General features: G+C 34.5%; 18 protein-coding genes. 5 read left to right on the top strand and 13 right to left on the bottom strand.

Annotated elements, in window-relative coordinates; translation table 11 throughout:
* From LS73_RS08780 to LS73_RS08750, 7 genes are all read right to left on the bottom strand, one after another.
* A partial coding sequence (locus LS73_RS08780; protein WP_236097217.1) for an ATP-binding protein occupies nucleotides 1-224 on the bottom strand: 224 nt, incomplete at its 3' end.
* Nucleotides 225-312: 88 nt separating this feature from the next.
* A complete protein-coding gene (locus tag LS73_RS08775) occupies nucleotides 313-1,761 on the bottom strand; it encodes a restriction endonuclease subunit S (protein WP_138070019.1) in 1,449 nt (482 codons plus the stop codon).
* 115 nt (nucleotides 1,762-1,876) lie between these two features.
* The gene (locus LS73_RS08770) at nucleotides 1,877-2,392 is read right to left on the bottom strand and encodes a hypothetical protein (RefSeq protein ID WP_034557820.1); all 516 of its coding nucleotides are present in this window, start codon (nucleotides 2,390-2,392) and stop codon (nucleotides 1,877-1,879) included.
* Between the two features lie 3 nt (nucleotides 2,393-2,395).
* Complete coding sequence (locus LS73_RS08765; protein ID WP_034557819.1) at nucleotides 2,396-3,127, bottom strand: DUF3800 domain-containing protein; 732 nt, start codon at nucleotides 3,125-3,127, stop codon at nucleotides 2,396-2,398.
* A 6-nt stretch (nucleotides 3,128-3,133) separates the two neighbouring features.
* Nucleotides 3,134-5,218 carry an N-6 DNA methylase gene (locus tag LS73_RS08760; protein ID WP_034557818.1) on the bottom strand — a complete coding sequence of 695 codons (2,085 nt, stop codon included), beginning with the start codon at nucleotides 5,216-5,218 and terminating at the stop codon, nucleotides 3,134-3,136.
* A gap of 532 nt (nucleotides 5,219-5,750) precedes the next feature.
* Complete coding sequence (locus tag LS73_RS08755) at nucleotides 5,751-6,686, bottom strand: hypothetical protein (protein WP_104731163.1); 936 nt, start codon at nucleotides 6,684-6,686, stop codon at nucleotides 5,751-5,753.
* A gap of 1 nt (nucleotide 6,687) precedes the next feature.
* Nucleotides 6,688-7,113, bottom strand: a complete 426-nt coding sequence (locus LS73_RS08750) for a GNAT family N-acetyltransferase (protein WP_034557951.1) — start codon at nucleotides 7,111-7,113, stop codon at nucleotides 6,688-6,690.
* Between the two features lie 117 nt (nucleotides 7,114-7,230).
* Here LS73_RS08750 and LS73_RS08745 point away from each other — a divergent pair, with 117 nt between their 5' ends.
* From LS73_RS08745 to LS73_RS08730, 4 genes are read left to right on the top strand one after another with little or no spacing between them, the layout of a single operon-like run.
* Nucleotides 7,231-8,238: an ankyrin repeat domain-containing protein gene (locus LS73_RS08745; RefSeq protein WP_052089606.1), complete on the top strand. Its 1,008-nt coding sequence runs from the start codon at nucleotides 7,231-7,233 to the stop codon at nucleotides 8,236-8,238.
* Nucleotides 8,228-9,148 carry a radical SAM protein gene (locus tag LS73_RS08740; protein WP_034557952.1) on the top strand — a complete coding sequence of 307 codons (921 nt, stop codon included), beginning with the start codon at nucleotides 8,228-8,230 and terminating at the stop codon, nucleotides 9,146-9,148. The genes LS73_RS08745 and LS73_RS08740 overlap by 11 nt, the downstream gene beginning before the upstream one ends.
* Nucleotides 9,135-10,331 (top strand): AAA family ATPase, encoded by a 1,197-nt coding sequence (locus LS73_RS08735; RefSeq protein ID WP_034557953.1) that lies wholly within the window; start codon nucleotides 9,135-9,137, stop codon nucleotides 10,329-10,331. The genes LS73_RS08740 and LS73_RS08735 overlap by 14 nt, the downstream gene beginning before the upstream one ends.
* Nucleotides 10,328-10,906, top strand: coding sequence for a uracil phosphoribosyltransferase (locus LS73_RS08730; RefSeq protein ID WP_034557954.1), 579 nt, complete (start codon nucleotides 10,328-10,330; stop codon nucleotides 10,904-10,906). The genes LS73_RS08735 and LS73_RS08730 overlap by 4 nt, the downstream gene beginning before the upstream one ends.
* 129 nt (nucleotides 10,907-11,035) lie before the next feature.
* Here LS73_RS08730 and ilvD read toward each other — a convergent pair whose 3' ends face one another.
* From ilvD to LS73_RS08700, 6 genes are all read right to left on the bottom strand, one after another.
* Nucleotides 11,036-12,865 carry a dihydroxy-acid dehydratase gene (gene ilvD / locus LS73_RS08725; protein ID WP_034557955.1) on the bottom strand — a complete coding sequence of 610 codons (1,830 nt, stop codon included), beginning with the start codon at nucleotides 12,863-12,865 and terminating at the stop codon, nucleotides 11,036-11,038.
* A gap of 267 nt (nucleotides 12,866-13,132) precedes the next feature.
* Nucleotides 13,133-13,513 carry a GtrA family protein gene (locus tag LS73_RS08720; protein WP_052089607.1) on the bottom strand — a complete coding sequence of 127 codons (381 nt, stop codon included), beginning with the start codon at nucleotides 13,511-13,513 and terminating at the stop codon, nucleotides 13,133-13,135.
* A 44-nt stretch (nucleotides 13,514-13,557) separates the two neighbouring features.
* A complete protein-coding gene (locus LS73_RS08715; protein ID WP_034557956.1) occupies nucleotides 13,558-14,979 on the bottom strand; it encodes a hypothetical protein in 1,422 nt (473 codons plus the stop codon).
* Nucleotides 14,979-15,464, bottom strand: coding sequence for a class I SAM-dependent methyltransferase (locus LS73_RS08710; protein WP_233708904.1), 486 nt, complete (start codon nucleotides 15,462-15,464; stop codon nucleotides 14,979-14,981). The genes LS73_RS08715 and LS73_RS08710 overlap by 1 nt, the downstream gene beginning before the upstream one ends.
* A 192-nt stretch (nucleotides 15,465-15,656) precedes the next feature.
* Nucleotides 15,657-17,534, bottom strand: coding sequence for an LIC_10190 family membrane protein (locus LS73_RS08705; RefSeq protein ID WP_034557959.1), 1,878 nt, complete (start codon nucleotides 17,532-17,534; stop codon nucleotides 15,657-15,659).
* Between the two features lie 5 nt (nucleotides 17,535-17,539).
* Nucleotides 17,540-18,337: a glycosyltransferase family 2 protein gene (locus LS73_RS08700; protein WP_104731162.1), complete on the bottom strand. Its 798-nt coding sequence runs from the start codon at nucleotides 18,335-18,337 to the stop codon at nucleotides 17,540-17,542.
* Nucleotides 18,338-18,931: 594 nt separating this feature from the next.
* On the opposite strand from LS73_RS08700, the gene purD reads away from it, so the two are divergent.
* Nucleotides 18,932-20,254: a phosphoribosylamine--glycine ligase gene (gene purD, locus LS73_RS08695; RefSeq protein ID WP_034556921.1), complete on the top strand. Its 1,323-nt coding sequence runs from the start codon at nucleotides 18,932-18,934 to the stop codon at nucleotides 20,252-20,254.
* The last annotated feature ends 438 nt before the right edge of the window (nucleotides 20,255-20,692 follow it).

Genomic DNA, 20,692 nt, shown 5'->3' with positions numbered 1-20,692 from the left:
TTGAGTGCTTGTAACTTGACACTTTCAATCATTTCTTTTAGTGTTAGTGGCGGTAAAATATATTTTATATATTTTTCAATCAAGCTCTTGCCACAACCCAGGCCTCCTTCTAAAAGAATTATATGGGATACCCCATCGCCAATAAATACTATATAAATTTTGTAATTTTCCTTCCTAAAATTTTTAAAAAAAAAAAAAGTTTTCAAAACCAAGCAGATTTTCAAAAACCCCCCTTCCCCCAAAGGGGAAACCCTTTTTAAAATCGCTTATTTTTTTTTTGTTTTGGGGAAAAAAAATTAAAAAGTTTTGGTTTTAAAAGGCAAAAAAAGGGGCTCTTTTTTCCCCCCCCCCCCCGCCACTAATAGCAGATTCTACTTTTGCTTTAGCTTCGTTTAAAAGTGCTTTTGCTTCTGCTCGCAAGGCAAAGCTTTTTTGGATATGAGAGGCAATAGAAGCTTGAGTTTGTAAGTCGATTTTAGGGATAAGTAGTTCTTTTAATGTTTCTTGATTTAATCTTGGTTGCACAGAACCACGAACCAGCCTATCAATAAGCTCAAACATTATTTTTGTATTAAATAATGCTACATAAACGCAAGGTATAAAATCATCAGGAAGTCTAAAGCATAAGATATTATCAGAGTAAATATTGTCCTGCATACTGGAATTTACTTCAGCAAATCTCCCAATAGCACCAACTCTTGCTGTTAAAATATCTCCTTTTTTTGCCAATCTTGTAAATCCTTCAGGCGATACAAAATAATCAGTAGATTCATCTATTAGTCCATTTTTTAAATCTGTGCTTCTAATATAAAATTTTAAGCCTTTTTGCTTTTGTGAATAATTTTCCGCATATTCTCCAGTATTAAAATATAAAGCTATATCGCCCAATCTAGTATATCCACCCTTATAGCTTTTGATAATATTTTCTATTATTTCATACTTGACTTGATAATATTCAGAATCTAGGCGTCCTGTTTTTAGGAAAGATTCTTTTAGGGTAGCAATGCGAAAGTTTATGTTATTGTTATGAGATTGCAAAATACTTTGCAGTGGATTTTGTGGGTTTAATCCAAGTTCAATATAGAGCAAATCCTCCGCTTCTTTATATAAGGCTTTGCTTTGTTCTAGGGCAAGGTGAGAATCTTTTACAAGCTTTTCAATTTCTAGTTGAAAGGACATAGGGAGGAGAGGGATTAGGAAATTGTTAAAATCACGAGGGTAGATTTCAATTTGTCCAGAAGTTCCACTATAATAGCGATTTATTTGAGATTGCCCATATTTTGTCTGTAAAAAAATCATCAAATAACAAGGATTCAATTCATTTTTGTCTTTGACAATTAAAACATTGATATGGCTGTCAATGCTAAACTTTCTATCAAGCAAATTGATATTTACTCTACCTAATGTGCCAACACCTGTTGAATTAATTAAAATAGCCTCTTTTGGAACAATTGCGCCATAACCAAATTTTGCATTTTCATAATCTATAAATTCATTTCTAATATATTGACTATTGATAATCTTCAAAGAGCTTGTATCGTCATAATTAGGTTGAGAATAGCGAGAGTTGAAAGATATAAGATAGGATAAATATTTACTTTGAATTGCTAATAACTTATTTTTAATTGTCAAATCGGCTTTTCTAAAAAACTCACTATCTATCCGCTTGGTTGCATTATCCCTTTTCACTTCGCTAAGCTTTAGCACACTTAGCTCAAGATGCGGGAATTTTTCTTGCAAGGTTTGGTTTAATGTGTTCATTTTACTGCCTTAGTTAATATTTAGAAAAAATATGTATAATATAACTGCTTAACTGCCGTTGGCAGAAAGAGGTGGCTAGCACTTGCTTCTTGCAGATGCCGTAAGTCTGCACCAACTAAAACCACTCACAATCCTTTAATTTTGCATCACTTTTTTCCTTATAATTCTTATATTTTTGTTCGAAGCTTTTTTGTTTCTTTTCATTGTCTATATAAAAACTTGTAATAATAAAGGCTATTTTTTCCTGCATTTGTGCTTTTTCCAAAATAACTACAAAGTTATATTCATATAACCATAAATAAAGCCTTATTGTGCGATTGCTTTCATAGCAATAAAACAATTTGATATGTTTCTTATTGTAATCAAGAATGATAAGTTTAATCCAAGCTATCCTTTTTGCTCTTTGTTCATCAAAGATTCTATTTTTGCCATTTTTCCGACTAATGATATGCCAAAATGTTTCTTGTAATTTTAAGTTACCTTGCTTAATTTTTTTATCTGTTTTAAAAGATACTAAAATTGGTTCTAAAAAACAGGGAGTATCAACAAAATCTCGCTTAAAAATTTCATAGGCTAAATTGATTTTGTCATTTTCGCACAAACAAGAGCTAAAATCTAAAGCAGGATACATTGATTATCTTCCCTTTCTAAGCTCTATTTTAAATATATTAAATTTATTTTCCCAAGGTGGGGTGCCTAACTCAAGCTTTATATTAGATAAGGATTCTATCTTTTGCACTATATGGTTTTTTATCTTACTTTTATGCTCTATATCATCTCTTGCCTTATAGGCAATAGCTCCTATAAAAATATCTACAAATTGGATTAAGTTTGCTTCGTGAGATTGAGCGGTAAAACATTGAAAGTCAATAGCGTCTTTAAATTTATTGCGTAGCACCTTAAGTAATTCTTTTATTCTATCACCACAACGTGTATCTTTATAATCTAGATATATTTTAGCCTTAGTATTAATATTTTGATTAATTTCATTTTCTAAAAGGTTCTTAAAAATATAATAATACACTTTATAATAGAAAACATCAGCATTCCCTTGATTATAAATATCGTGTTTTAGAATTGTTTTATCCGGCACTAAAAGGGCTTGAAATTTAAGTTTAGGTTCATTAAAAAAAAATTCTATAATTTCATCATAAAATTTTTCTTGTGAAGCAATAAGCTTTGTCCATTTTAATTCTTTTTTATGATTATATTTGTGTTTTAAGTATTTAATTTGCCTATTAATATGCTCTATATCCTTTGAAAGCACACTTATGCCACCTAAAACCATAATTTTTGATCTTAGTGTAGGATTGTCTTTATATTCTAAATGATTGCTTTCATCACAAAATATTTTATATTCTACCATTTCTGCTTACTCCTCCCTCCAAAAGCTTAAACCCTCGCTTTTTGCAAATTCTATGAACGCTTCGGCGATTCCATCTGATTGTAAGTCTTTGTATTTTTCACAATTTGCTTTATATTCTTGCATTCTTTGATTAAATGCTTCCTCGCTCTCACCCTCTTGTAAAATGGGTTCATCACCCTCTAAATGCGGGTGAAACAAATCGTGTTTGACGATTAAATGCTCGTGTGAATCTAGCCTCTCATAGTAGATTTTCTCGCCTGAATTATCCTTGCTAGGCAGACTTTGGGTTGCAAAGAAAATATTATAATCCTCTTGCTTTGGGCAAAGCTCCCCACCTTTTCCATCATCTCCACCCCATTTTTGCAGGAATAAAACGCTTGTTTTTGTGCCTGTATGGGGCTTAAAGACATTTTGATGTAGCCCCACTACTGCTAGGATTCTAGCCCTTTGTGCTATAAATTCTCTTATATATTTATCGCTTGAATTGTTGAATCTCCCTTGTGGTAACACGATAGCCATTCTCCCGCCCGGACGCAACATATCAAGATTTCGTTCAATAAACAAAATATCGCGTCCCACCTTGCTTTGTGTCTTGCCATTCACATTTTTGCCTAGTTCATAACGCGCTAGAATCTTACTTTCTTTAATATCTCCCGCAAAGGGCGGATTTGCCATAAGAATATCAAAGTTAAAATCTCTATTTTCATTTTTGTTTGCCCTTAGTTTCTTCAGCCCTTTAAAGCCCTCATTATACACATCGTTCCAATCCTCGTTTTTTGTCCATTCCTCCCATTGCATATAGTCAATAGAATTAAGATATAACACATTTGTATGCCCATCACCTGCGATGAGATTGAGCATTTTTGAAACTCGCACACTTTTTTCATCAAAATCCACGCCAAAGATTTTTTCTCTCACATAATCCTCGCATTCTGGAATTTTTTTCTCTGCTGTAAAAAGATGACTTGCTTCAATACCTTTTTGCTTATAAATATTTTTCCATACATAAAAGCAAGTATGAATCGGGAATCCACAGCTTCCACTTGCGGTATCTATCATACTCTCTTGCTTTTTAGGATTTAGCATTTTTACACACATATCAATCACATAGCGCGGGGTAAAATATTGTCCTTTTTCGCCTTTGGCAGACTTATTAACAAGGTATTCAAAGGCATCATCAATGACTTCTAAATTAGAATTAAAAAGCTTAACTTCCTCTAGTGATCCTATGCAAACACTTAAATGCGAGGGGCTTAGACGGATTTTCTCATCATCACTAAACACGCCCTCCCATGTTTTCTTTGCTTTAGCAAAAAGTTTTTCTATTTTTTCTTTTAGCTCTGCATCAGATTCGCCATAGTTTTTAAATTCTAAATTTCTTGTTTTATCCCTTGCACCCTCTAACTCATCATAAAGCTTGATAAAGATGAGCTTAAATACCTCTTCAAACACATCTACTCCTGCATTTGCTAAAACCTCATCTTCCATATCCACAATAATTTTTTTCAAACTTTTCTTTTGTGTCTTTAACTTGTCTTTTTCAATCAAATCTGCAAAGGTAAAATTGCTTTGCAAAATATCTTTAAGGCTTTTATCGTTTGTAGGGATATTAGGGATTTCTTGAAAATAATTTGGGTCTTTGCGATGATAATAGCTAATTTCTCTTCCATTGCTCCATACTGCCATAGTCGCACCTGTAGCATTACAATAACTTTTAAGTTGTTCTTTGCCATCTCTTAATTTTGGCTTTTTAAGCTCAACAATAATATACGCACTTGTGATTTGAAGTTTATCCATTATCACAATATCCGCTCTTTTAACCTCTCTGCCAAAATGCACAGCGTATTCTACTTGGATTCTACTTATGGGATAGTGGTATTCATTGATAAGCTTATCAAGGTAGAGTTGGCGCACGACTTCCTCTGGGGTGAGTTTGATTTCTTTATTACGGATAAGACAAGGGGTGTAGTAGGCTAAAGCACTCGCCTTTGTCTCTTTTGTGATAATCCTTGATTCTAAACTTTTAATAGAATCTTGGCTAAATAGCTCTAGGGCATAATTGGAATCTCTTAAAATATCTTGAAGTCTCATTGTTATCCTCGCTATCCTCTTTGTTTTATCCTCTCTTAAATTGTTTTTGCAAAAAGGCTTTGATTCTATCAAATCTATATTTAATCTTAAATTTATTTTTCTACTCTTATTGCCTTTTGTGCAAGACTTTTATTACCCATGATAACGATTTTATCAAGCTAGAATACTTGAGGATTCAATATTTAAAGCAGCACTCAAAAGTAAAAATGCAAAAATAGAGAGATATTATTTTAGAGAGAAACTTGGAATAAATAAACAGTTAGTTTGCTAAAGAGGCTAAATATTTATTTTATTGAATCTTGTAGATATACTTAAGAAAATGGTCATTATATTATCTTATTAAGCAATAGAAAATGTACTATGTTTTGGCAGTTTGTAAGATTTAATGATGGAGATATTAAGCATTACTAGCAAATATTATGATATAAAGCCCTCTTATAGAGGATTTTAAAGACTTAATAGATTAAACAAATTATAAGTTCCAATCTCCTTTATTGTTCTACACCTTGTTTTATGTGAATAGTTTTTGGTTTTAGATAATAGATTTAACCCTATCTATATACTTCAATAAGGCTATGTAGAATCTTGGTGGGAAGATTCTAAGGATTGTATATTTTTGAATGAATGGATATATAAAGCTTGTCTTATCCCACCATTCTATCCCTATGACTTCATAGCTTCTTTTATACCATTGCAGGAGGCTTTCACTTGGATTATCCCCAATAAGCCTTTTAGCAAATCTATCTCTTTTTCGTGTGGTAGCTTGAATGCGATGTGGATATTTTGTATAGATAAAATTCCCATAGCTCTCATACTCACTAAAGCCAGAAGCACCTAAATCTTTGGGATTAATATGCTCTAAAATCGACTCCCAAAATGCTTTTTGATGAGTTTGCTCTATGAGAGAAATAAGCTCATTCATTAGGGAGGATTCTATCATCATATTTTCAGCGATAAAGCTAAAAGGTGCAGCTTTATGTAGATATGCACCTTGATTAATAGGGATTTTGAGATTCTCTAATGTATCAAAATAAGGCTTGTGATATTCCCTTGCTACTTCAATAAGGATTTGAGAATCTGCATTGAAAAATTCTAAATGCACTAGGGGTATCGTGTCTGCGTCCCAAATGAGATATGTCCCCCCCCCCCCATTGCTGCTAGAAGCAAGACTATAAGGAGCATAAGCCATTTTTAAGAATTGCTGAAAATACCACCCCGCACGATTTGCTGCACCTCCAAGTGATAGGAGCTTATCACACACGGCGCGGTAATTAAGATTTGGATAAAGTGAATCTTCATCAATAAAACATATATCGGGGTAGCTTTGCTTGTATTGCATAATAGTAGTTTTGTGCGTGATAATGCTTATATCTTTTGGCTTAATAAAGGCTTTCACATATTCTATCATTGTGCTAAAGAGTGGGCTATCAAGTTTTTGAAGGCAAATGACTACTTCAAAATCTTTCATTTTACTTCCCTATCGATTTTACAAATACATAACCGGGTTTTTCAAAACCCATTTTAGATTCATAAAAATGATGAGCTTGTGTTCGTTGGAAATTTGAGCTTAGCTCAATTTGCAAATAACCCTCAATGCACGCTAGATTCTCAATTTCTTGCAAAAATTTTTGTCCAAATCCCTGCCCTCTAAGGCTAGAATCTATAACCAAATCACAAATATAAAGGCATTTCTCACGATACAGCACATCAAAGGGCATTACGCCACATAGCCCTACGAGCTTTTGTTTATCATAAAATGCAAAGAGGCGATAGTGCATACTTTTTTGCTGCTCAAGCACTTTTGCTACAAAATCTTCTTGGCTTAAATGTGGGCGCAACTGCTTCATCAAATCATACGCGGATTCTAAGTCTTTGGTGTCTTTAAGCTCTTGCATTAAATTTCCTTGTTGTTTTGTTGTATTTTTGCATATTTTTCATTTATTTGATATGTATTGCGTTTTTTTTTTTTTGATATTATCCTACGCAAATGTGAATGGAGGTTTGGAAATATAATGACAAGAAATACAAATTTATCATTTGTGCTTGATACTTCAGCATTGCTAAAAAGTAGCAACTATATTTTAGAGATTATACAGAATATTCAAGCTTTAGCCATTATTCCAAATGTCGTCATAAAAGAGCTTGATAGGATTAAAGATAACAAAACACATAAAGAAAATAGAAATGCTCATAAGGTCTTACAAGCAATAAATCACTGCAAACGCAAAGAAATTCATAAGGGAAAGCTAGAGGGCGATAGTCCAGATGAGCAAATCAGGCATTGCGCGAAGCTGCATAACGCGTGGCTTGTGAGTGAGGATAAAACTTTTGGAATCTATGATAGTGAAAAAACACTTAAGGTAAAAGAATTTATAGAGCGATTTCAATCGCATAAAGATGATATTCCAAATGCCGCGACAAATGAGCTTTTTGATGTAATTAGATCTAAGGATATTAACAAATTAGATAGCATATTGCAAGAAAAAGAGATAAAAATAAACGCTTATGACGATGAGGGTTTTAGTGTGCTTATCCGCGCCATTAAAACAAAAAATATTGCACTTATATCAAAAATTGTGCAATATGATGACATTGACTTGCACAAATGTGATAAATCTCATCTCAAAATGACACCATTAGCTCACGCTACGCAATGTGATATGCCTAAGATAGTCTCGCTTTTGCTAGAACACAATGCAAAGCCTTATATATGCAGCAAGGGTGCAAACAAAGGCAATACACCTTTCCTTATGGCTTGTTGGGATAATAGGCGCAATGCACCTCGTATTATGGAAACTTTGCTTAATAATGGGATTTCTATCAATCAAGTCGATAATAATGGTTTTAGTGGATTGATAAAGGCTTGTATTAAGGGACATAGCAATATAGTAAGATGGCTATTAGAAAAGGGTGCAGATTCTAAGATAAGAGATTTTGAGAATAAAGACGCACTTACTCACTCAAAAGAGAATAAGCATGATAAGATAGTCGCAATGCTGGAGTGCCATAATGCTAAATAAATGCTGCATATCAATCAATGCCAAATGCAATCTTTCTTGTGCTTATTGTCATTTTTATGAAAATAATAATATTGATATGAGAAGTATGCAATCACTTGATTTAAATAAGCTTTTAATTATACTTCATAATATCCTTACATACGCGCAAAAAGAACATTTGCAATGCTTTAGTGTAGGCTTTGCAGGTGGTGGTGAGCCATTGCTTGATTGGCAGATTCTGGAATCTGCACTAAGCGCTATTGCTAAGCAAGATACACAGAAACAATTAACTTTTTATATCATTACAAACGGAATCTTACTAAATGAAAGACTGCTTGAAAGCTATAAAAAGTTAAAACCTTTTGTAAAGCTTGTCATCTCGCTTGATGGAGATGAAATTACGCACGATACATTTCGCTTAGACAAGCAAGGAAAAGGCACATTTAAGCGCATTATGGCAAATATTGCCTTGTATGAAGAGTTATTTGGTGCTAAGCCAGATATTAATGTGAGTGTGAGTAGGCTAAGCTTAGAGCGCAAAGCATTTATTTTAGATTTTTTGCTTGAGAATAATTTTATTAATATTACCTTTACAAGATTGTTTCATTGCAGCGATAAAAGTCTCGAGATAAGTCATAATGATTTTTTGGAATTTGTGGAATTTTTCAATACACAGCATTTTGTCATACGAAATCTTACCGCAAAGGCGCAAAATAAATGCGATTGTATAATGTATGGATATACTTGCGGTGTGGGGTATAATAATATTTTTTACTGCAATGATAAAGTGTATCCGTGTATGCGCTATGTGGAGGGTGATAAGTATATAGGGCATTATGATGATACATTGCCAACAATTATAAACAATATGAAGCCACTTCAAAAGCCTCTAAGTTTATTGCAGGGAGTGTGTCATTATGAAAAATATTAAAATATGTATTGTTGGGATAAGCTGTTGTGGCAAAAGCACACTTTTAGAATCTTTAAAGAAGCTCCTTCCTCATTTTAATGTGATAGAAGGCTCAAAGGCATTATGTGAGATTGCCAATATTTCAAAAGATGAGCTAAAAGCACTTGATAGTGTGGATAAAGACAAATTAAGGGCGCAGTTTTTAGTGGATTTAAAATCTAGGCAAGAAAACATCATTGTAAGCGGACATTATAGTTTTATACACGATGATGGTGATTTTGAAATTGCAATGAAAGATGATGTTAGATTCTATGATTTGGTGCTATTTTTGGATACTGATATTACATTTATACAAGAGCGCATAAGGCAAAGAGACAAAAAACAATCAAGCATAGAAACTCTACAAAAGTGGTTTGACTTCGAGCTAGAGGGCATACAAAAACAATGCGTTAAATATAGTGTGCCTTTTAGCGCGATTAGTTCTAATGCAGATGAAGTGGCGGCATTTATTACATTTTTTGCTAACAATAAAGCTAAGATAGAGCCAAAAAGTGTTTTTGATACTTTTATGTCGCAATATGGAGAGAGGCTCAAACAAAGCAAAACTATTGTGCTTACTGATTGTGATGGCACATTAGATAATAAAGATGGTGTAAAAGAGTTTTACAAAATAAAAGAAGTCAGCGAATTTAAGTTAGAAAATGCGTTTCACAATCATATATTCTATGGTTTTTATCAATTCTTCCGCTTAAGCAAAAAGCGATTAGAGATTGATGAAAAAACTTTTGTAGCGGCAGTAAAGCAAGCCTCTCAAACTATGCAGCCGCATAAGAATCTAATTGATCTTTTAGAGAATGCACCTGCAAATGTGATAGCTATAACAGCAGGTATAAGGTCGCTTTGGAGCAGTGTTTTTGAGAGATATAATGCATCATTTTTTGTCGTGGCTAATGATAGGACAACGATTATCACACAAGATACAAAAGCATATTTTGCAAAAGCCCTTGTATCACTAGGCTATAAGGTCATAGCAATGGGTGATGGGCTTGTAGATGTTGGTATGCTTGAATGTGCAAGTGTGCCTGTGCTTATAGAATCAAAAAAGACAGCAACGATTTTAGAGCAATTAAGTCCCAATACAAGGCAGAGGACCATTATCTGTAATCCAAATAATTGTATAGAATCTATAAGGGCGGTGCTATGAATATATGCGAATTACAACATAAATATCCGCTGCAAAATTTAATTAATCAAACAAGGATTAAGAGCGTTGTAGGCAATGATTTAGCATACATTCATTATGAGTTTGGCACTCTGCTAGGCAGAGAGATTTTAGGTGCGCAACCTAAGGTTTATAAAGAGCAGCAGCTCACACAGGGCAAAAACGAGAATCTTGCATATTATGATGATAGCAATTTTACTATTGTGGGGATAATGAGGGCAGGGCTTTATGTAGCAGAGGGCTTAAGAGTGGTATTTCCAAAAGCAGCTTTTTATTTAACCAAAGAGCCAAAAGAATTAAAATTAGAATCTGCTTGCCTAAATAAAGTTATTATTGCTGATAGTGTGATAAATACGGGAGAAACTATGTTAGCATTTTTAGAATCTATGTGTGCCAAGGAGTGCTATATTGCTGCAAATGTGATATATGAGCAAAGCACAGACAAGATTCTAAAGTATTATCCAAATGTGCATATTTTTGCCATAAGAGTATCAAAAAATAGTTATGTGGGTCAGGGTGGTAGCGATACAGGAAATAGGCTTTTTTGCACAATGTGATGAAGGTGTGCAAAAACAAGCCTAGATTAATCAATATGCTTTGTCTAAATGCATTTGCATTGTTATTTCAAAATCTTACTCAATCTTTTGTCAATTTTTGTGCTATTTAGAATCTTATAATCCATACCCCTATAGCTCCGTTTTTAGCACTGCGCCATTTGCCGCATTACTTACAAGCAAGGAGTAACGTTTGAGCCATTTGCTTTTAATTTCTTTTTTTATAGGCTTCCATTGTGCGCGGCGAGATTCTAAAGTTTTAGAATCCACAAGCAATTCTAAGCTTCCTTTAGAAACCGAAATCGCGATTTTATCGCCGTCCTCAATAAGCGCGATTAATCCCCCCTCTGCAGCCTCGGGGCTAATATGCCCGATACAGCCCCCACGCGTTGCTCCGCTAAAGCGTCCATCGGTAATCAGCGCGACAGACTCGCCTAAGCCCATTCCCATAATGAGGCTTGTTGGCGTTAGCATTTCTTGCATTCCGGGTCCCCCTTTGGGTCCCTCATAGCGAATGACTACGACATTTCCCGCCTTTACCTTGCCTCCTGCAATGCCCTTAATTGCTTCCTCTTGGGAGTTAAAGCACACCGCAATTCCCTCAAACTCTTTCATAGATTCCGCCACTGCGGCGACTTTGAGCACTGCACCTTCTCGCGCTAGGTTGCCATAGAGAATCTTTAGCCCACCTACTTGCGAATAGGCATTTTCATTATGGCGAATAACATTAGAATCCACAATTTGCGCAGTTTTTATGCGCTCTCCCAAAGTCTCACCTGTAATTGTAAGCGCATCTAAGTATAAAATTGAATCCTTGTGAGAATCTGGCAATGAGTTATCTTGCGTGGGATTTGAATGTTGTGCAAGATGAGGCGAAGGGAGTTTGCTAGACGCAAATGACCGAGCCGAGTCGCCGCACTCATTTAAAGATTGCGTAAGAGAACCATTGCCCCTCTTTGCGACTTCGTTCATAACCGCTGAAACACCACCTGCGCGGTTTATATCCTCCATATGTATCGTGCTAAGTGCTGGGGCGATTTTAGCAATATGTGCGACTTGTGAAGCAATCGCGTTGATAGAATCTAGGTTAAAATCCACCTCCGCTTCTTTGGCAATGGCTAACATATGCAAAATCGTATTTGTGCTTCCACCCATTGCCATATCCACGACAAAGGCATTATGCACGGCTTTTTTATTCAAAATATTGCGGAATCTAAACTGCTCACTTTTGCTCTCATCAAGTGCGATTTCTACGATTCTGTGCGCTGCTTTACGTAAAAGCTCCTCACGCTCTTTGCTTAGAGCTAGAATCGTGCCATTTCCGGGTAACGCCACGCCCATAGCCTCACAAAGCGTATTCATAGAGTTTGCAGTAAACATTCCGCTACAGCTCCCCCCTCCCGGACAGGCGTTGCATTCTATCTCGTGCAGTCTTTTCTCATCAATTTTCCCCTCACTAAATGCACCCACCGCTTCAAAGGCAGAGTTTAAATCTAATATTGTTCCATCTTCTAGCCTCCCTGCTTTCATAGGACCGCCGCTTACAAAGATTGTAGGCACATTCACGCGCAAAGCCCCCATAAGCATTCCGGGCACGATTTTATCGCAGTTTGGGATACAAATCATCGCGTCTAAACTATGTGCGTTCATCATCGTTTCAATAGAATCTGCGATGAGTTCGCGACTAGGCAACGAGTAGAGCATACCGCTATGTCCCATTGCGATTCCGTCATCTACACCGATTGTGTTAAATTCAAAAGGCACACCGCCAGCGGTGCGGATTTCCTCTTTGATAATTTGGGCATAATGATTTAAGAAAAAATGACCGGGGATAATGTCAATATAACTATTTGCAATGCCAATAAAGGGCTTATTAAAATCCTCGTCCTTTAGCCCTGTAGCTCTTAATAAACTCCTATGAGGAGTTCTTTGGAATCCTTTTTTAATGGTATCACTTCGCATACAATCTCCTTGTATAAAATTATTAACATAGCGTATAATAAAAATGCCAATGCACTTACAAACATCACTTGATATGAATCCTTATGTATCAAAATTTTCAAATATTGATTGTTGGTTGTCCATGTCCTTGGGAAGTGTGAAACTCACATTAGTGAGATAATAGAATACCAAGTCTAGATAGATTGCATAAATAATAGAATTATAGAATCGCTAGTGAGCATTAATAAGCATTTTGCTAAGTTTAATATAGTTTAGTGTGATTTAGAATTAGCGATAAATGATAAACTGCCTCATACCAAAATTAAATACAAATGCTATACCTGTAGCTAGAATCTTGCCTACTATTTCATGCAATCCTAGCCATTGAACGCAAAGATACAGCACAGACATATCGATGATTAATCCGCCAAAGCTTACTAAATATATAAGAGCTCCTTCTTTAAGCGGTGAATAAGTAGAGGAGTGAAAAATAAATTTTTTTGCAAGGAGAAAATTCCACAGAGTAGCGACAATAAAGCTTATTGCTCCTGCTAAAAGATAATATATATCAAAGTAATAAAAGCATAGAAAAAATATAAGCCAATTTATAAGCGCAGCACTTCCGCCAACAAGGAGATATTTGAAAAAAATATTCATATATTGATTCATCGCTATCCTCAATATTTACATAAAAGCATGATTCTAATATTTATTTATGAATCTGGCTCAAATTTCACTTTGATGGGCTTTTGAATAATGCCATAATTTTTTAAGGTACGTGCAAAGCCATCAAAAAACCAACCATTCCATTTCCAATGTTCAAAATCGCGCGGTACTTTAATAGTTACAGAATCTAGTCCATTTTGACTCGCTCTTTGTGCTGTCTCTACCCATGACTTTGCATATTCTTTATAAAAAAGATAGGCTTCTCTAGGGCGTTCTTTATATGGCTCAAAAGGGTGTAAAAAAGCTAAAAATGCCATAAAACCAAGAATGCTAAGAAGTTTTTTGCTATCTTTAAAAATGATGGCTATCCATACGCACATTACCCATAATATACATATCAAAAGTCCACTCATAAGATAATATTTCGCACCGCATTTTGACACAATTAAAGTATAAGCAGAGATGAGACATATAAGCCATAGAATCTGTATTGATATAAACTTTCTTAAAGTCTTATCTTTGTAGGCTTTTATAACAATGCCAATGAATACAAGCGCAAAAAGTATATAGAATCCGATTCGCATAAATTTGAGATTTGAATATGTATAAGAAGCACCAAAGACTAGATTAAAATCGCCACAAGCTTGTGCTCTGCCAGAGTTTATGTCACATATTGCGGCAATACACCAGAGCGTTACACAAAACAAAAGCCCGTAGAAATAGGTATAATTGTCGCGTATATAAGCAGAAAATGAGATTTTATTTTTGTGGAACTTAAAGAAATAGTATAACTCTACAAATAGGCTTGCTCCACAATAACTAGAAAGGATTAAGCTTGCACTTGTAATGGAAAATTGCGCAAGATAAAGTATTATTGCCCCCACCCCCGCTAAAAGCCACATCTCTTTTGTATAAAACTTTCTTTTACATAAATATGTGTATTGATAACAAAATAATCCACAAAGTAGACTTAGATTTAACACATTAGGAATAATGTAAAAACTAATGAGAGTAAAAATATAGCCCATACCTTCGGCTTGAACATCAGCGGGTAAAAAGAGTGGCATTACTTGTGCTCTTGTGGCACAAAATCCTCCCATTATAAAAACGCTTGTGATAAATAGAGCTAGCGATAAGTTTTGTGTAATAGTAAGCATTAAGCGATATATCACATAGCTTAATGCAGTAAAAACAATACTTAGAGTAATCGCGCTTGTGAGTGTGATAGCATCGACAAAGTCTAAGCCACTTAATGGCATTACAACATAAGCACTCACAACTCCCATAGCTGTTTGTATAAAAGGCGGAAGTACCCTAGCTGGAATCCAAGAGTTCGCAGGTCTTAAAGAGCCATACGCGCTTATCATTTGCCAATCATCTCCCCAAAATGGCACAATAGGATAAGCATAGCTAAAAAATAACATAAAGAGCGCAAAGACAGCACTAAAGTAAATCCAAACTTTTTTCATTATCTCTCCTTGTAAATCTTGTGAATAATGGCAAAATTATTCATTCCTAGTTGAAAGTAGTTGTGCTTATGTAGGGCTAAGCTAGGAGTTTGCGATATGAGACTGCATAAATCTTTTTTATTGTAGTATCGCTTATGATCTCTTATCTCTGCTTCGCTTACGATTTTTAGCCTATATGCGAGAAATTCTAGCACAGGCTTTGCTAGATGACTGGGCACGGTTAGGAGTAGAATGCCATTTGGCTTCAGGACACGCGCTATTTCTCTAAGCATATCGAGCGGATAGTTAAGATGTTCTAAAACTGCAAGTAGGGTTACCACTTCAAAACTCTCATTTTCAAATGGTAGGTGGCAATTTTTTGTAATTTTAGAATCTTTATCATATTCTGCATCGCCAAAAGCCTTATCTTCTTTAGATTCAAAAAAATAAGAAAATGTATGAATCTTGTCTGTTTGTATGCTTGGGGCCTTAAAATCAACACCCACACCTTTAGCAATAAATGACTCTATTTTTTTGAGTAATCTTGCATCCTAGCCACAGCCCACATCAAGCACATTTGGGTGTGTAAAACCTTTAATGGTTGGCAATATACGTTTTAGCCTCATCTTGCGTAAAAGTGGCTCTAATATAGCTTCTTTCATTTGTTCTCCTTATTAATAAATATGTATTCTATATATCTATTTCTTTTTGTCGACTATATATGCTTTGCGCCCAAAAATTTTTTCTTCTTTGATATTTTCATTGAAGTATGGACTACTAGGGAGTGGCTCATAGTTAAAAGATTGTGCTAGTTTATCTTCTTTGTTTTTGTGCACAAAGATTTTTACACCAAAATTTGTTAGTTTTTCTTCAATAAAAATAGGTCGAATCTTTGGGACTTCTTTCATTGAACCAATATGTTTATTATATTTGCGATATAGATTAGGCATACAAAGCAGTGAAGTAATAATCACAAAAGGTATATAGAATCTTTCATATCTTAGTGGAAAGAATAAACATACAATCCATATAATTACAAAGGTAAAGGCTGGAAATTTATTAAAAAACATAGGTAATATGCTTAATATAAAAAGACTAAGAAAGATAATATGAGTTTGTTTGCCAGTATTATGATGGTTGCATGGTTGTATACGCCAAATAAGGGTGAAATTAAATGCAAACAAGAATCCAAGCAAAGGGATAATATAAACCATACCAAAGCGTGGATCTGGGGCACTTACAAACCAAAAGATAATTCCACAAAGTAATGCAATAAATATACTTATAAGTTCTTTTTGTGATGGTAGTAACTTAAAGCTTTGTATGAGATTAATTTTTTGCTTTTTGTGCAAAAGGATAAGCGCAGAAGCAATAACAATACAAGCAAAAAAACTATATACAAAATGTTCAAAATACCAAACAAAATAACGTGGTTTCATAGTAAACCAATCAGCAATCCACGCATAATTTGATAAAACTTCCATGCAGTCTTTACCCGGTGCTCTAGCCCAGCTCATAATCCAACACAATTCATTTTGTCTTTGAGTGTTGCTCACAGCCCAAGGTAAAGATTCTATATAGAAAACATTTGCAGGATAGGCAATCATTCCGCTTATCATCATACCCTTTATTACCCAAGGTAAAATGCAAATAAAGCAAAGCAAAGCAAGCGTGAGATAAGTTTTTATGGATTGTTTAAAGATATATTCTTTAAATATAGTGCAATATACTAAGAATACACTTAGCACAAGGGCAAAATTAGCAATTTTTATCATTACTGCAAAAAGACTTATGAAAAGGCAAGGCACAAGTAGTTTCACCTCCTTGTAGGCGATAGCATATAGCAAAAGCACAAAGACAAGTATGCCAAGCACTGCACCTATACCCTCGGAGTAGAGTCCTTGAAATTCCCTCCATAAAATTATCAATGGAAAAGGAAAGAGACAACAGATGATAAATAGTGCGTAAAAAGGCGTAAATTGTCGCTTTAAGAGCATATAAAACGCTGCTACTAAGAATCCAAAATATACAATTTCATTGCCTACAAAGCTTCGCAAATGCGAAAAGATTAGACTTACATCACTTAAGGCATAAAAATTATAAATTAGTCCATTAAAGCCTAGTCTGCTGTGAATATTTGCAAGTCCAAAAATAATAGGAGATTGCTGTATCCAAGTAGCAATTTGTATATGATAACCAATACTATCATCTACAGAATCGCTCAAGAAACTAAGGAGTGCGACTATACAAAAAGTAAGGAAAGCAGCAATGATAAGAATTTTATCTGTAAAAAAATCTTTGCAAAAATACAGGCATAAAGTAATGCCAAGGGTTAAGAAAAAATATGCAAAAAAGGTATTGATAGGGAGAAAAATATTGATTACTTGAGTTATGAAACATAAAAAGAGCATTCCTAAAATGAGTTGAGTAAAGCATTTTAGCCCACCTTGTAAAGACACAGCAGGAGCGCATATTTTCTCATACAAATAAAACAGAGTTCCACCAAACCCAAGACTTGATAGAATCCATAACAAAAGCACAAAGGCGATTTGAGCATTAATCATTGCATATTCCATCATAACTACCTTTTAAAGCGATATTTTATGATTGCCCATAAAGCTCTAAAGCCATCTTTTACACCGATTTTTTTACCCTCTTCATAGGTTCTGCCATAGTAAGAGATACCAACCTCATAGATTCTAATATGTTTGATTTTAGCGATTTTTGCGGTAATTTCTGGCTCAAAGCCAAAGCGATTTTCCTCGATATGAATATTTTGAATAATCTCTCTTTTAAACACTTTGTAGCAAGTTTCCATATCTGTAAGATTGAGATTTGTCATCATATTTGATAAAAGCGTAAGTAAGCCATTTGCCATTCTGTGCCAAAAATACAGCACACGATGAGAATCCCCACTCACAAAACGGGAGCCAAACACCACATCAGCCACACCCTTTTCAAAGGGTGCTAAAAGCTTTGGATATTCATTGGGGTCATATTCTAAATCTGCATCTTGAATAAGCACAATATCGCCACTTGCAACTGCAATTCCTGTACGCAGGGCTGCGCCCTTGCCAAGATTTTGCGAGTGATATAAGATTTTTAAAGTGAGAGTATAGGGGGGGGGGGGGGTATTTTCTTGTTTGTATTGGGTAAGTTCTAAATCTTTTAGAATCTCTATTGTGCCATCGGTGCTGTAATCATCAACGACAATAATTTCCTTATGATAGGTAATAGCAACATTTTTCACATATTCTAAAATATGTGTAATGGTGCGAGATTCATTAAAACAAGGAATAATAATTGAGAGTGTAGGGATATGGGCATCTTGTGAGGAATGATGAGTATCTAGTTTAGGATTATTGCCCCCCCCCCCCACCGCACAGCATCTATGCTAATAGGATTGTTAGGCATAAAGTCTCCTTATTGGAAAGTGAAATATTAGTTATTAAAGTAAGACTAAGATAATAACAAAACTTAGCCTATTGTAAGCTTAAAGCGTATTAAAGTTTAATGTTCATAGAATTTCATAAATCATAACCCAAAGAAGTAATATTGCTTTGATTTATATTTTGCCTTGATTTTGATATAAAATCTTCAAGACTCATTCATCTTATTTAATCCTTAATTAGAAATATCTTCAAATTTGATAAGAAAAATGAAATTTCATATTTCACATGTGAAAATCTGATATAATTGCATCGCCTGAAAGTTTCGCATTTCTCTGTAATATTTGGCAGTCTATATAAAATATTCATTTTGGGTTGCAGCTAGTCCATGTGTGTCGATGTTTTCGTTCTATATGGTGAAGAATGCTAAGCGTTCAAGAATTTGTCGCCTAATTGGATTCTAAGACCCTTTTTTTGTAGCTTTTGTTGGGCTCACACAATAAATAGAGTAACGTTCTTTTGGGTTTCTTCTTTATATACTCATTTTAATTAATCTATATATAATCCATCACTAAGGACATTATTTGCAGACAAATACAAACATTCTTATTATTGGTAATGGTGGCAGAGAATACGCCTTGGCACGTTCATTAAGATATGATAGAAGAGTAAAAGATATTTTTTTCTCCCCTGAGAATCCGGGTGCATCTATGTATCTTAATGCTAAACATTTTAATTACAGGACAAATGAAGAGCTTTTAAATAATATTAAGCAACATAATATATCTCTTGTTATTATAGGTCCAGAAGAGCCACTTATTAGAGGTTTAAGCGATTTTTTGGAATCTAGTGGCGTTAATGTATTTGGTCCATCTAGTAGTAATGCTAGACTTGAAGGCTCAAAAGCTTATATGAAACAATTAATTAGCAAACTAAACATTCCTACAGCCAGATATATTGAAATTTCACTAGATAATATACAAGAGGGATATAGATTTATAGAATCTTTAAGCCTACCTATTGTCATCAAGGCTAGCGGATTATGCGCGGGGAAGGGTGTTTTGATTTTGGATTCAAAACAAGAGGCAAAACTTAGCCTAGACAAAATGCTAAGCGGAGAGCTTTTTGGAGAATCTGGTAAAGTAGTTGTTATAGAGGAATTCTTAGATGGATATGAGCTATCTGTGTTCGCACTAAGTAATGGGCGTGAATATGTGGTTTTGCCTGCGTGTCAAGACCATAAGAGATTGTTAGATTCTAATAAGGGTCCAAACACTGGAGGCATGGGAGCATATAGCAACTTACCTAGTAACTTATATAATGAGGAGTTAGAATCTAAGATTAAAGATAGGATATTAACTCCCACATTTGATATGCTTAGAGGTTTAGGGACACCTTATAAGGGAGTCATTTTTGCTGGTATTATGGTTGTATCCAATGAACCTTATTTATTGGAGTATAATGTTAGATTTGGAGATCCAGAATGCGAGGTGTTAATTCCTCTTTTGGAGACTCCATTGCTTGATATATTGCAATCTTGTGCAAAAGGAGAGAATATTAATTATATAAAGTTTAGAGATTTATGTAGTGTTTGCGTTGTGATGACAAGTAGTGATTATACAAAGAGTGAAAAGTCTAATTCTTATCCCGCTAAAATTCATTTATCAGATAGCATCAAAGAGCAGCTAACGAATAATTTGGAATCCTCAAGCTCCAAATCTCATATAATTTTTGCTAATACAACAAACAAAGATGGCGATCTATATGCAAATAGTGGTAGGGCTATCGTAGCAGTGGGCATTGGACAAACTTTGCAGGAAGCACGAAATAGTGCATATCAGTTAGTAGATGGTGTAACGTTTGATGGTAAGCACTGTCGCAAGGATATTGCCTATCAAGCACTATAATTATTGAAAGTAATTTTTGATTGGAATTGCTCTTAGTATTTAATATTTGAAAATTTAGCTAGTTCTTAAAAAGTTAAATCAAAACATAAAGCTCCGATAAATTACGAATAAATATTAGCCCTGCTAATGTAATATATCTGAGAGTTGTATATGAAAAGAACACAAAGATGCTATAAATACAAGCTTATGATGCTATATTCCTAGATGTAAAAAACTATGAAATACTAAGCGTTGTAGTAGGCTTATTTAATAAAGATGGCTTGATATAATTAGCTTGTGTTTTCATTTTTATGTTAGCTGTAGCCGAAGCCGGAGCGACCAAATTACTAAAGAAACTTCGTTTTACTAAAGAAACTTCGTTTTACTAAAGAAACTTCGTTTTACTAAAGAAACTTCGTTTTACTAAAGAAACTTCGTTTTACTAAAGAAACTTCGTTT

This window comes from Helicobacter muridarum, from assembly GCF_000765805.2.
In the GTDB taxonomy this organism is placed as follows: domain Bacteria; phylum Campylobacterota; class Campylobacteria; order Campylobacterales; family Helicobacteraceae; genus Helicobacter_A; species Helicobacter_A muridarum.
Note: the sequence above shows the minus strand (reverse complement) of the source record. Positions and strands in the feature narration are given on the sequence as shown.

What these genes read in the sequence shown, in the direction of transcription:
- LS73_RS08775 (WP_138070019.1), bottom strand. Translation starts at nt 1,761, where the DNA reads ATGAACACATTAAACCAAACCTTGCAAGAAAAATTCCCGCATCTTGAG.
- LS73_RS08770 (WP_034557820.1), bottom strand. Translation starts at nt 2,392, where the DNA reads ATGTATCCTGCTTTAGATTTTAGCTCTTGTTTGTGCGAAAATGACAAA.
- LS73_RS08765 (WP_034557819.1), bottom strand. Translation starts at nt 3,127, where the DNA reads ATGGTAGAATATAAAATATTTTGTGATGAAAGCAATCATTTAGAATAT.
- LS73_RS08760 (WP_034557818.1), bottom strand. Translation starts at nt 5,218, where the DNA reads ATGAGACTTCAAGATATTTTAAGAGATTCCAATTATGCCCTAGAGCTA.
- LS73_RS08755 (WP_104731163.1), bottom strand. Translation starts at nt 6,686, where the DNA reads ATGAAAGATTTTGAAGTAGTCATTTGCCTTCAAAAACTTGATAGCCCA.
- LS73_RS08750 (WP_034557951.1), bottom strand. Translation starts at nt 7,113, where the DNA reads ATGCAAGAGCTTAAAGACACCAAAGACTTAGAATCCGCGTATGATTTG.
- LS73_RS08745 (WP_052089606.1), top strand. Translation starts at nt 7,231, where the DNA reads ATGACAAGAAATACAAATTTATCATTTGTGCTTGATACTTCAGCATTG.
- LS73_RS08740 (WP_034557952.1), top strand. Translation starts at nt 8,228, where the DNA reads ATGCTAAATAAATGCTGCATATCAATCAATGCCAAATGCAATCTTTCT.
- LS73_RS08735 (WP_034557953.1), top strand. Translation starts at nt 9,135, where the DNA reads ATGAAAAATATTAAAATATGTATTGTTGGGATAAGCTGTTGTGGCAAA.
- LS73_RS08730 (WP_034557954.1), top strand. Translation starts at nt 10,328, where the DNA reads ATGAATATATGCGAATTACAACATAAATATCCGCTGCAAAATTTAATT.
- ilvD (WP_034557955.1), bottom strand. Translation starts at nt 12,865, where the DNA reads ATGCGAAGTGATACCATTAAAAAAGGATTCCAAAGAACTCCTCATAGG.
- LS73_RS08720 (WP_052089607.1), bottom strand. Translation starts at nt 13,513, where the DNA reads ATGAATCAATATATGAATATTTTTTTCAAATATCTCCTTGTTGGCGGA.
- LS73_RS08715 (WP_034557956.1), bottom strand. Translation starts at nt 14,979, where the DNA reads ATGAAAAAAGTTTGGATTTACTTTAGTGCTGTCTTTGCGCTCTTTATG.
- LS73_RS08705 (WP_034557959.1), bottom strand. Translation starts at nt 17,534, where the DNA reads ATGGAATATGCAATGATTAATGCTCAAATCGCCTTTGTGCTTTTGTTA.